Origin of the sequence: Desulfacinum hydrothermale DSM 13146 (genome assembly GCF_900176285.1) — a bacterium.
Taxonomy (GTDB): Bacteria; Desulfobacterota; Syntrophobacteria; order Syntrophobacterales; family DSM-9756; genus Desulfacinum; species Desulfacinum hydrothermale.
This window is the reverse complement of sequence record NZ_FWXF01000024.1, coordinates 1-11972: the sequence shown is the minus strand read 5'-3', so window position 1 is coordinate 11972 and position 11972 is coordinate 1. Positions and strand designations below refer to the sequence as shown.

The following is an 11972-nucleotide window of genomic DNA, read 5'->3' as shown; positions in this document are numbered from 1 at the left end:
CAGCCGAGCAACCCATGGGAAAGGATTGGCGGTGTCGTGATATGGGGTTCTCGACTTCTGTGCACAGCACAGGGCGAGGTAGTTGCCAGGGCGGCGGTCGAAAGCTATGGTGGGAAGAGGCCATCCATGTTTATCCACGGATCCATGATCATGATCATGAGGATGAGAGGGGGGACGGTGTTCCAAGAACAAGCGATCCAGGGGTTGATCGACGCGGTCCCCACGCTGCCTGACACGGTGTACCGCGTGATGGACATGATGCAGGATCCCCAGGTGGAGCCGAAGGTCCTGGCACGTGTGGTCCAGGAAGATCCCGGTTTGGCCTTGCAGACCCTTTACCTGTGCAATTCCCCCTACTACTTCCTGCCCGTGGAGGTGAGATCCATCGAACATGCGGTCCGCCTAGTCGGGATCTCCACCGTGTGCGGTTTGGTCATGGCCGCCCACTTTCACGGCCTGGTGAAGCGTTACTCGGGAAAGGCGGCCGATGTCTGGCTCAAAGGAGCGCGCCGGCATTTTCTGCAAGCGGCGGAATGCTGCCGCTTTCTCGTCCGGTCCGCCGGCTGCGACGTGGGACAGGCGGAAGCCTTCACGGTGGGGCTCATGCACGATATTGGCAAACTGGTTCTGGCACAGCTCGGGGCCGCGGAGGCCGAGGCCGTTGAGGAGGCGGTGATCCACTCAGGTCTTGATCTTGTGGATGCGGAATTGCAAGTCCTGGGAGTGGATCATGCCGAGGCGGGCGCCTTGTTGGCCCAAAAATGGAATCTTCCCCAAGCGATCGTGGAGGTGGTGCGCCATCATCACGTTCCCGAGAAGAGCGATCTCAGTCTGACCTACTTCACGTTTTTGGCTGACGCCTTTTCCCGTTTGGAAAAGGGGGAAGAGGGGTTGGGCCGGGTGTTGGATCTCAGCCGCGTGGAAAAGTGGGTGCAAGATCGGTGTGGACTGGATCGACGCCGGCTGGAAGAGTTGGCGGTGCGCTGGACGGAGTCTTTATCGTCGGAAACGGGCGACTGATCGCTTTGGCCAATCCATGTCCAATCGAGCAAGAAAACAGAGGGCCCCGCCTTCCGACTCCTGCGCGATAACAAACGGGGACCGGAAAGCCAATCGTTTCACACTTCGTCCGCTCTTGCCCTGGGACAGCCTCCGGAAAATCCTTTCCACGAGACGGACCTTATCTTGCCGCCGTCCGCTCCGATCCCAGGTCCTCGTTTTTGCCCTGAAGAAAGGCCCTCACGTGCTCCGGCAGGGCGGCCGCCTTCTTTTCCAGGGCCGGACGCACCTGATTGGTCGTGAGGGTTTCCACGCTCTTCTGGGGAACCCGAAGGATTCTCAGGTAATCGTCGCTGAAGGGAGACCGGCCGCCTGCCTTGGAACCCCCTCCGATGAGCTCAGCGCACTGGTGGGCCACATGGAGCAGGGCGATACCGTGCTGGAGATCATCGGGAAGTGCCTCCGGCGGGCTGAATTCCGCGTAATCTTGCATCTCCACCGTACGGCACACATTTTCCGGAATGTTCCATTCGGCCAACAACAGGGCCCCGATCTTCGATGAATCCAGGATGTCGATGAGGACGCTGAGCTTGGGATTTTGTCGTTTGAGCAGTAGGATCACGCTCTTACCGATGTCGTGTAAAAGAGCGAGGGTGCTCATGGCCGAAGCCTGGCGGCGGTCGCTCAGCAGGGCAATCTCGTGGGCAATATGGGAAATGACCACCGAATGGTTGTGCAGTTTGCGGAAGGGCGGGGTGTTGGGCATGGTGCGCCGCAAACCTTCCGAAACCACCAGCTGATAGACCTGGTTGAATCCCAGCAGGGTCACGGCATGCTGAAAATCGGAGATCTTTTTCTGCCAGTTGTAGTAGGGAGAGTTCACCCGCTTGAGCACGGCGCTCACCAGGGACGGATCGTCTTTTGCCAGTGCGGCCACCTGCTTGGCGGACGCGTTTTCGTCCAGTAGCATCTGCGTGAGCTTGCTGGCATACATGGGAAGCTGCGGGACCTTTTTGAGCATGCCCACGATGAGCTCGGACCGGCTGTAATCCTGAGTGCGCTCAACCAGGCTGCCACGCACATAACGGCTCAAGTAATCGCAACGGGCCGCCAACACGGCTTCCGTCTCCTCGGAGTGAAGGAGCCGATGCACATGGGTGTCGTTCAGCTTCTTGACCAGGTAGAGCTGGGTAGGGGGAGGCAAAGCGCGGAACATGGATTCACTGAAAAGGAGCACCAGGGTGGGCTGGGCCGCCACGGCCGAGGTCAACCGGTGGCCGGGTGTGAGCATGGGGGCGTCGCAGACGGCATCGCCGGGGTTCAAGGACGCCACCTCATGCAGGCTCCCCCCGGCCCGCCGCACCAGCCGCAGCCGGCCCTTGAGAAGCACTGCCACGGAGTGGCCTGGCTCCCCTTCCCTGAAGAGGACTTCACCCGTGTTCAAGGGGCGCATCTGCCCGAAGTTGTAGAGATTGATGAATTCCTTCTCGTCCAAGCCTTTGAAGGCCGCTCGAACATCCGCGGTGGTCAGCAAGTTCGCCTGTGCATCCATGCGCTCAACGCCTTTCTATGCGGACGGGGGTAAGAGTGGTTCCTGTCTCGGTAGAAGATTCGGCAGATTGTGGGAAAAGGATGAATGAAAATTGACAGGATCCGGGGATCGCACTACTTTTCGTGGCTTCGGATCCCGGCTGCGGCCGGTGGGTTGAACATGGAGGTCCGCGCAGACAAGGAGAGGTGGTTCGCAAATGGACAGGGAAAAAAGGGTTGCGGTTTTGGCAGGGGATGGAATTGGACCGGAAGTCATGGCCGAGGCGCTCAAGGTGCTGCAAGCGGCGGAAGCGGTCTTTGGCTTTCGCCTGCAATGCGAGCAGGGCGACGTGGGGGGCTGCGCCATCGATCGCCATGGCCATGCGCTGCCGGCGGGGACACTCTCTTTGTGCGAGGCAAGCGACGCCATCCTCTTCGGATCAGTGGGCGGCCCCAAATGGGAGTCGTTGCCGCCTGAGCAGCAGCCGGAGCGAGCGGCGCTTCTACCGCTTCGAAAGCGCTTCGATCTTTTCTGCAATCTTCGCCCGTCTCGGGTTTTTCCTCCCCTGGCAGGTGCCAGCCCGCTTCGCTCCGACATCGTGGGCGACGGGTTTGACATCCTTTGTGTGCGGGAACTCACCAGCGGGATCTACTTCGGCCGTCCCAAGGGACGGGAAGGAGAGGGCGCTGACGAACGGGCCTTCGACACCATGTGCTACAGGCGAAAAGAGATCGAGCGTATCGCTCGGAAGGCCTTCGAGATCGCCCGGCTTCGGAAAAAGAGGGTGACGTCCATCGACAAGGCCAACGTGCTCACCACCATGGTGTTCTGGCGGCAGGTGGTGAACGAGGTGAGCCGGGACTATCCCGATGTTCAGCTGAACCACATGTATATCGACAATGCCTCCATGCAGCTCCTGCGGGATCCTCACCAATTCGATGTGCTGCTGTGCGGCAACATGTTCGGAGATATCCTTTCCGACCAATGCGCCATGATGACCGGTTCCATGGGCCTGCTGGCTTCGGCCAGTCTCAACGAAACCAACTTCGGGCTCTACGAACCGGCGGGCGGGTCCGCTCCGGACATCGCCGGGAAGGGCATCGCCAATCCCATCGCCCAGATCCTGTCGGCGGCCATGATGCTGCGCCACAGCTTCGGCCACGAAGCGGCGGCCCGGGCCATCGAAAGGGCCGTGGAAGAGACCATCGCGGCCGGCGTTCTCACCCGAGACATCGCGCGGGACCCCGCCCAGGCGGTGGGAACGGCCCAGATGGGCGATGCCGTGGCTTCTCGGGTGCGGGCCGACGACTGAAGCCTTCTCCAGTCGGCTCACGCAGGGCGGATCAAGCGTGGTGGCGCAGCTTCAGCTCCAGCGGATGGGGATTCAGGTAGACTTGGCGTTTCAAGTAGGGCTGGTCGTATTTTCTCACGAAATGGTTGATGAGGGTGATGGGGACGATGAGGGGATAGTGTCCTTTGCGGTAGGCTTCGATGATCTCTTGTAGTTCCGCCTTTTCGTCCCGGGTCAGTTGCTTTTTGAAGTAGCCCATCAGGTGGTAGAGCACGTTGGAGTTTTTGGCGACGGTGGCCTTCAGTCGCAGGGCCTCCGTCATCAGGGCTTCGTAGGTGTCGTAGATCTCCCGGAGGTCCCACTTCTTGGCTTCGGCCACCAGTTTGCCCAGAGCCCGATAGTGCTTGGGGCTGTGGGCCATGTAGAGGAGCTTGTGGTCCGTGTGGAAATCCACCAGCCGGCCCAGACTTTTCCCCCCTTCCAGGTGCTTTCGCCAGCGTTGGAAATGGAAGATGCGTTCCACAAAATTTTCCCGAAGGGCGTCGTCGTGCAGCCGCCCTTCCTCCTCCACGGGAAGCCGGGGAAAGGCCTTCATGAAAAGACCGGCGAAGATGCCCACGCCGATCTTTCTCGGCATTCCCTTGGGATCGAAAACCTTGACGCGCTCCATGCCGCTGCTGGGTGAGTTGCTCTTGAAGACAAACCCACACAGGTTTTCCTTTTTGAGCTCCTCCAAGCGCTTTTCCGCCCAACGGACCATCTGATCCGTTAGATCGCGCCGGGTGCGGGTGCTGATCAGCCTCGGGTTGGCCGGGTCGCCTTCCAGGTGCATGGATTCCCGAGGGATCCCCATGCCGCACTCCACTTCCGGGCAGACGGGCACGTATTCCACGTAGTTGCCCAGAATGTCCGTGAGGTATCGGTCTCGCTTGTGGCTTCCGTCGTAGCGGACCTCTTGACCCAAGAGACAGGTGCTCACACCCAATCGGATCTTGTCGGTCGGCATCTAAAAATCTCCTTCCACAGACAGGCTCCCTTCCTGGGACAAGGTGCTTCCCACTTCTCCCAGGCCCACCAGAGTCAGGGCGAAGGTGAATTCCCTATCTTCCCCTTCTTCGCGGTACCCGAATCGAAGGCCCCAACACCCATGGCGGTAGGCCAGGCTGTAGGACTGTTCGAACACCTCCTCCTTTTGGAAAGAATAGTCGTAATAGGTGGACAGGCTCAGGTTGGGAAGGATCTTCACGTGAAAGGACGTGATGAGTTCGTCGATGGTGGTGTCCTGGCGGTATCGGTACGTGAGGTGCAAGGAATCGCGTCTTGTGCTCCGGAGTCCCACGGACAGGTCGTGGAGGGTGGGTTTCTGATCGTGCGGTGAGTAGAGGAGGTCGTAGGAGACGTTGACGAACGGGCTGGGAGTGACGTCCAACTCCATGTCGATATCGGAAAAGCGCTCGCCCGCCTTCGTTTCGATCAGCGGCTCCTCCACGTCATCGTCCAGAAGGTAGGCCTGCCTCACCCGGAAACGGGCCCATTCCCTGTACGTGGTGTAGGGTTCGCCCTGCTCGGGTTGCACTTCCTTTTTCACCACCCAAAAAGAGGAAAATCCATAACGAAGGGTGTTTTGCTTGCCGATCCGGTCCACCCCGTCGAAACTGGGAAGATCGTCCTGGTCCACCTCGGGTACCCAGGTGAAGAGCAACTCGGGGCGTATCACGTGTTGCACGGCGGCCGAATCGAGACGGTAGATCCGCTCCAGGCGGCTCGAAGCCTCCATTTGGAAGTCCGGCACCCATCGGGTCTGAAAGGCTTGCTCCTGATCGTCCTTCCAGTCCACTTGGTAGAAAGTGGCGCGCAGCCCAGCGGAGGGCTCCAGGGCCAGGTGGGACCACGGGTGGAGCGGTGCGTAGATTCGGGGCAGCAAGTCGGCGCGCAGTCCCTTGTCACCTTCGGGGCGCCAGTAGTGGACCGCCGACGTGTCCACGGTGTAGTAGAGGGGCCATGGGCCCAAGGGCGACGGAACGACGGAGGCACGGAACTGGGGCAGTTGCTGTAGCGTGGTTTCGTCCCGAGTGCGATCGAGTTGGTCCCAGTAATGAACGTCCATGCTGGCCACGGCGGATTCAGTGCGCTTGAGTAGATACAGGCTGGATTCTCGCACCGTCACCGTCTCGTCGTTCAATAGTTCCCTGCGGCTCACCCTTCGAAACGTTCGATTGGTGGACTCCAGGGCCACGGAGCCGGACTGGAATTCGTTAAGGAAATTCTTGTCACTCACAAAATCCAGGTCCAGGAAGGCTTGGATCTCGTGGGGAAGGTTCACGCTGTGACGGGCCCGAAGCCAGTAGCGCTCGTTGCCCTCGTAGGAATAGCCCTGATCCGCCAGGTCCTGTTCGTCCGCTTGGTCGTCCAGGTAGTGAAGGAGCCACGCCCCGCGGCCCAGCGAGGCGTGGTTGATCTCGTACTCCAGCCCCCCCATGAGACCCCTTTTTCCCATGTAGTTGGCGTAAAAGGTCAGATCCATATCGGGACGGAAGGCCCAGAAAAAAGGCTGTTCATAATAGGTCCCGTGGAGATTGCTGGAACCGAAGACGGGCATGAGGAACCCCGATTGCCGTTCCCGGTTCATCGGGAAGTAGGCAAACGGTGTGTAAAAGATGGGGACTTTCCCCAGGCGAAGCGTGCTGTGTTTGGCCCAACCCATGCCGTTGACCTTGACGTCCAGATCCCGGCAGGAGATGGACCAGTCGGGCGAGGCCGGGTCGCACGTGGTGATGATCCCTTGCGCCACGTGGTATTGGGAGGGACCCCTTTTGGTTATGTTTTTGCCGGTGAGATAAAAGCCGTTGTCCGAAAAATAGACGGTGCCCCCGTCCACCCAGCCGGTTTCCGTGTCCAGGTTCCAGATCACCCGCTGCCCGGTGAGCCAGTCGTCGCCGTAACGGATGCGCACCCCACCGCTGAGCGTGGCCTGCCGTTCGGTGAGATTCACTTGGGCCCAGTCGGCCGTGATGATGCGATCGCCCGAGGTGATCCGAACGTTGCCTTCGGCCTCGTAGGTTCGCGTTTTGGCTTCATAGGTGAGCTTGTCCGCCCGGATCGTCCAAGGCGTCTTGCCGTCTCCCATGAATCCCGCCCCCGAGCCAGCGGAGTCCAACAGCGACTGGGCGTGGATCGGCGCCGCCGGGCCCCAGAGGAGCAGCACGGCGAGCCACAGTCCAGCTGTGCGGGCAAGGGAGCTCTTCAGGGGGCCGTCAAGCCAGCAGCTGATCGTGCGGGTGAAAGGGTTCTCCATAGAGTTCCTTGACTTCGCCGATAAAGTAGAGTGAGCCGGTGATGCAGATGAGATCTTCTTCGGTGGCCATGTCCTTGGCCTGAGCGATGGCGTCGGCAGGATGGTCCACCACGTAGTGACGTTGAATATAAGGTTTGGCAAGCCGGCGCAACAACTCCGGATCAGCGGCACGTCCATAACGTGGCCGGGTGAAGATGGCCGTCTCGGCATGGGGCAGAAGTCTGCGGAAGATGCCGCGGATGTCCTTGTCGGCCATGATTCCCATGACCAGGTGGAGTTTCCTGTACCGGAAAAAGTGTGTCAAGGAGTTCCTCAGCGATTCGGCTCCGCTGGGGTTGTGGGCTCCGTCCACCATCACGACGGGGTTGTGCTCCAAAATCTCCAGCCGGCCCGGCCAGTGTACATGGGCCAGCCCTTCCCTCACTCGATCCAGATCCAGGCGCAGTACGTCTTGCTCTTCCAGAAGTTCCAGTGCCGCCAGGGCCAAGGCCGCGTTGTGGCATTGGTGTTCGCCCAGGAGCCCAAGGGGCAAATGGGGCCAACGACGGTGGAGGCCGTCGTAGGTGAAGTGGCGAGAACCGTTGCGGCGCACTCGAAAATGGGTGCCCAAACGCAACAGCGGAGCGCGCATCTTGAGGCACCGGGTCTTGAAAGCGCTGAGGACCACCGGTTGACGGGCGGCTGTCAGTACAGGCGTTTCTTTCTTGATGATCCCTGCCTTTTCGCGTGCGACAGCCGACAGGGTGGAACCGAGAAATTCCTGGTGATCCAAGGCCACATTGGTGATGATGGACACCCTCGGCTCAAGAAGATTGGTGGCATCCAGGCGGCCGCCCATTCCCGTTTCCACGACCGCCCATTCCACCCCTTCAGCGGCGAAGAGCTGGAAGGCCATGGCCGTTACGGCTTCAAAAAAGGTGGGCAGCTCGTCTCCTTCCACCACCTCCATCACGTGCTCGAAGGCGCGAAAGACCTTGTGGGGAGAGACTTCCTTGTCGTCGATCCGAAAGCGTTCCGTGAAGCGAACCAGGTGGGGGGATGTGTAGAGTCCCACCCGAAAGCCGTGACGGTGCAGGATCGCCGCAATCATGGCGGCCGTGGAACCCTTGCCGTTGGTGCCGGCAATGTGGAGGGCGGAAAAGCGGTGGTGGGGATTGCCCAATCGCGACAACAGGCTTTCCGTGCGGTTCAACCCGAACTTGATCCCGGCCTTTTGCAAATTGAACAGGAATTGAACCGCTTTCTCGTATTCGTGGATCAACGCTCCCCTCCTGACAAGAAGTGGCAGGTGTGAAAACACCTTTCGGGAAGCCTTCTATCACAGACGGGAGAGGAAAAGAAAGTGGGTCGCACCCATTTGGCGGATGGGCCTGGAGAGGGCGTGGGGGGCTTTTACGTTCGCTTCTCTGATACGGGAACCGGCCGGACGGGGCGGATCCCCGCTCTGCGGGGATTGCCAAAAGACGCGGAGGGCCAGGGGGCTTCGTCGGTGTGCACCTTTTGGAGCGCCCGTCGGTACCGGTTGGATCGGATTGGCCAAGATCGCTTCGTATGGTCTTGCGCGGTGTCAGTTACTGGGGTTGTAGAGTACGGCCACAGCCCTGGCGGGCCTTTCGCTCAGGCACCGAAAGCTGTGGCTCACATCGGAATCGAAGTAAATGCTATCGCCCGGGCGCAGCACTTCCACCCGATCCACGGTCCGGAATTCCAGCTCGCCTTCCAAGATATACAGAAACTCCTCGCCCGAATGGCTCTGGAAGACCATCTGGTCAGCATCCTGAATGTGGAATTCCACCAGGAAAGGCTCCATGTGCTTGGATCTTTTTCTGAATTCCAGGGATTCGTAGATATAATTGACGTCCCTCTTGCTCTGGTGGGGACGCCGCTCGATCTTGGTGCGCTCCTCCGGGCGGGTGATGGAGACCTTTTCATCCGATGCCTCATCTTGGAAAAAATGGGCCAAGCCCACATTGAGGGCCCGTGCCAGTTTCATGAGGGTGGCGATGGGGGGCACCACGTGGTCATTTTCGATCTGAGAAAGAAAGGGTTTGGAAAGGCCCGTCTTCTGCGCCAGGTCTTGCAGCGTGTATTTGTATTGCTGTCGAAGATCTCGAACCTTTTGACCGATCTTGAGCGCCTTGACCGCCAACTGGATGTCGTCTTGGCCTGCCATCATGCCTCCTTGTCTTTGGGGTTCCTACAGGCTGCGCGTCCGGCCCCGACATGGAGATGGAAAACGGGCTTTGGGAATGCGGGAGAGAGAGCCTGGTGGAAAGGGCCATCATCTGTTCGACGGCCCATCTTACCCAAGAAGGCATTTGATGTGAACAAATATATTGTTCAGCCGCTGTCTTGCTGAGACGCTCCTGTCAAATGGGAGGGGCGATGGTCACCACGATCCGCATGGCCGTCTCGGCTCGGACCCCGTGCGGCTCAGCGATCTCACACACCACCATGTCTCCGGCCCGGGCGGGTAGGGTCTGGTTGTCGGCCAGCAGAAATTCTCCCTGTCCCTCCAGAACCAGGATGCTCACCTCACCCTCGATGTCGTGGGCGTGGAGGGGTAGTTCCTGGCCCGCTTGGAAGTTGAAGTTCAATATCTTGAAATAGGGGGAGTCGTGGATCAGGAGCCTCTTGAAGGCCTTGTCTGAAAAATCGTTGGACTCGATGATGTTGAGATGTTTCATGGGGCGCTCCTTTGGAACGTCTTAAGATCCGTGCAAAGCTCCCACGCCACCCTTTCCCCATCTTCCGCCGGCCCAGGTATCGATTTGAGCCCTGAGCGGGGATTCCTTCCGCTGTGGGGCGCTCCCCGTGGGGACGGTTCTTGAATCGTCGCCACGGGGAGGACGGGCACAAGATCGTGCCAGGGGAACGGTCTTCTGGATGGCCCTTTAAGCGGCCACCGTGCGCCTTTCCAGGATGTCCCCGCGGGTGCTCACGACCACCTCCTCCAGTGGAATCCGGGCCTGGGCCTTTTCCATGGCTTTGACCACGATGTTAAGAAGAGCGGAGCAGCAGGGAACTTCCATGGAGACCACGGTGACGGATTGGAGCCGGTTGCGTTCAAAGATCTCAGCGAACTTGTCCACGTATTCCTTGGGGTTGTCGAATTTGGGGCAACCGATCATGGCGGTCCGCCCTTGGAGAAACTCCTGGTGAAAACTGGGGTAGGCCACCGGCACACAGTCCCCCGCCACCAGCAGATGGGCGTTGTTCAGAAAGGGCGCATTGGGCGGGACGAGCCTGATCTGTACCGGCCAGTGGCTCAGTGCGGATGCGGCTTTCCCTTGGGGGGCCTGGGCGGCGGGGGCGTCGGGCCTTGAAAAGACGTGCACCTGCGTGGACGGACAGCCGGAGGCTTGTGGGAACGAGACCACCGGCGAGGTGCCGGAATCCTGCTTCCTGGATTCCAAGAAGGCCTCCACGGCCTCCGGGTCGAATTCTTCCGCTTCGCGTTCGATGATGTGCAAAGCGTCCTGGGGACATTCCCCGATACAGGCGCCCAGGCCGTCGCAATAGACCTCGGAGACCAGCTTGGCCTTGCCATCGATGATCTCAATGGCGCCTTCCGCACAAGCCAGTACGCACTGACCGCAGCCGTCGCAGCGTTCTTCGTCGATTTGGATGATCTTTCGGATCGCTTTCATTTTCATGGACTCCTTTTCCCTGGAAGGGGAACGATTCTTCTTTATCGGGCTTTGTCCATCAGGACCTTCCGGGCCAGTGCCTTCCCGGCTTCCGTCAAAAGCCTGTGTTCAATCTCGTCTTCCAGTGGACCGGAAGTTCCCTCAGCGGTTCCCAACGCCTCTTCCAAATTGACCAGCGTATCCGCGTCGAAAACGCACTGGAAGTTCAGAGATGCCTGGGAGGGCGGTTCGTGGTGGGATTGGATGATGGCGCCCACTTCCTGGATCAGTTCCTCCCGGGCGCCCAAATGGGTGAGGATTTGGCGCGCCACGTCGACACCTTTTTCGGCATGATCCTCTGCAGAGGCGTCCCGCAGACCCACGTCGTGCAAATAGGCGGCGCTTAGCACCACCGCGGGATCCGCGCCCATTTCAAGGGCCAGCTGTTCCGCGTAGCGTGCTACCTTGGAGGCATGGGCGATGCGCTTAAAATCCCTGCCGAAGTACTTCTTCATCTCCAGGGCCACGCGGTCCTTCAGTAGGCTATCCCGCTGCGCCAGCAGTTCCGGCGGCAGATCCCCCAGGCACTGTTCGGCGAATTTGCAGTAGGCGGCGCAGCCGAAATCCATCTTGGGATTCACGAACTTATGACCGCAGTGGGGGCACTTCCGGCTGGACTCGTCCTTGAAAAATTCCACCGCGTGTCCACACTGCGGACACTTGGCCTCGAAAATGGCCCCCGGCCTCCAAAAACGGCTGTCTTGTCCCGGACACTTCATGGAAATCGGCTCCTTTGCGGGTTGGCTTTTCGTCCCTAACCGTGTCTTCAATATAGTCATGGAGGGAGCGGCGGGCATTGACCTAGGAGCTTGTCCGAGAATGCGGCTTAAAATTTGAGTCCTGCATCGTTCATGAGCAAACATCGCGGGTGAAAGTGCTGTGACTGCAGAGACGTTGCTCGTCGACGCAAGATATCGGGCATCAGCAGGTATCAAAGAGCCATTCAAAAAGGAGCAAGCTGCCCCTTTAGGCAGCCTGTGCCCTGATCGCTCTTTGATCTATATTGATGATGCCCTCAGCTACGGCCTTTACAATCTTAAGAAGGTTATGGGCAGCGCACATCAGGGCAAATTCGCCCCTGACCTTTTCCAGCCCCCGCAGGCGAAAACCTCGAAACCCAAGATTTTTCATGTGCCCAAAGACGGGCTCCACAATGGCCTTTCGCCT

At 59.5% G+C, this 11972-nt stretch carries 11 protein-coding genes; 2 read left to right on the top strand and 9 right to left on the bottom strand.

Annotated features, from left to right (window positions below):
* Positions 1 to 126 precede the first annotated feature (126 nt).
* On the top strand, positions 127 to 1020 hold the full coding sequence (locus tag B9A12_RS15265) for an HDOD domain-containing protein (protein WP_170920653.1): 894 nt from the start codon (positions 127 to 129) through the stop codon (positions 1018 to 1020).
* Positions 1021 to 1180: 160 nt separating this feature from the next.
* Here B9A12_RS15265 and B9A12_RS15260 read toward each other — a convergent pair whose 3' ends face one another.
* Complete coding sequence (locus B9A12_RS15260) at positions 1181 to 2551, bottom strand: HDOD domain-containing protein (RefSeq protein WP_084058966.1); 1371 nt, start codon at positions 2549 to 2551, stop codon at positions 1181 to 1183.
* 196 nt (positions 2552 to 2747) lie between these two features.
* Here B9A12_RS15260 and leuB point away from each other — a divergent pair, with 196 nt between their 5' ends.
* Positions 2748 to 3842: a 3-isopropylmalate dehydrogenase gene (leuB, locus tag B9A12_RS15255; RefSeq protein WP_084058965.1), complete on the top strand. Its 1095-nt coding sequence runs from the start codon at positions 2748 to 2750 to the stop codon at positions 3840 to 3842.
* Between the two features lie 31 nt (positions 3843 to 3873).
* On the opposite strand, the gene B9A12_RS15250 is transcribed toward leuB, so the two are convergent.
* The 8 genes from B9A12_RS15250 to B9A12_RS15215 all read right to left on the bottom strand — a co-directional run bounded on the left by B9A12_RS15250 (position 3874) and on the right by B9A12_RS15215 (position 11936).
* Positions 3874 to 4827 carry a YbgA family protein gene (locus B9A12_RS15250; RefSeq protein ID WP_084058964.1) on the bottom strand — a complete coding sequence of 318 codons (954 nt, stop codon included), beginning with the start codon at positions 4825 to 4827 and terminating at the stop codon, positions 3874 to 3876.
* The gene (locus B9A12_RS15245; protein ID WP_084058963.1) at positions 4828 to 7116 is read right to left on the bottom strand and encodes an LPS-assembly protein LptD; all 2289 of its coding nucleotides are present in this window, start codon (positions 7114 to 7116) and stop codon (positions 4828 to 4830) included.
* Positions 7076 to 8377 (bottom strand): bifunctional folylpolyglutamate synthase/dihydrofolate synthase, encoded by a 1302-nt coding sequence (locus tag B9A12_RS15240; RefSeq protein ID WP_170920652.1) that lies wholly within the window; start codon positions 8375 to 8377, stop codon positions 7076 to 7078. Before B9A12_RS15240 ends, B9A12_RS15245 begins: the two co-directional genes overlap by 41 nt.
* Before the next feature lie 306 nt (positions 8378 to 8683).
* The gene (locus B9A12_RS15235) at positions 8684 to 9289 is read right to left on the bottom strand and encodes a helix-turn-helix domain-containing protein (protein ID WP_084058990.1); all 606 of its coding nucleotides are present in this window, start codon (positions 9287 to 9289) and stop codon (positions 8684 to 8686) included.
* Positions 9290 to 9485: 196 nt separating this feature from the next.
* A complete protein-coding gene (locus B9A12_RS15230) occupies positions 9486 to 9803 on the bottom strand; it encodes a cupin domain-containing protein (protein ID WP_084058961.1) in 318 nt (105 codons plus the stop codon).
* A gap of 207 nt (positions 9804 to 10010) precedes the next feature.
* On the bottom strand, positions 10011 to 10772 hold the full coding sequence (locus B9A12_RS15225; protein WP_245802470.1) for an ATP-binding protein: 762 nt from the start codon (positions 10770 to 10772) through the stop codon (positions 10011 to 10013).
* A 35-nt stretch (positions 10773 to 10807) separates the two neighbouring features.
* Positions 10808 to 11524: an HD domain-containing protein gene (locus B9A12_RS15220; RefSeq protein WP_084058959.1), complete on the bottom strand. Its 717-nt coding sequence runs from the start codon at positions 11522 to 11524 to the stop codon at positions 10808 to 10810.
* Between the two features lie 247 nt (positions 11525 to 11771).
* Positions 11772 to 11936 carry a transposase gene (locus B9A12_RS15215; protein WP_425430184.1) on the bottom strand — a complete coding sequence of 55 codons (165 nt, stop codon included), beginning with the start codon at positions 11934 to 11936 and terminating at the stop codon, positions 11772 to 11774.
* Between the last annotated feature and the right edge of the window lie 36 nt (positions 11937 to 11972).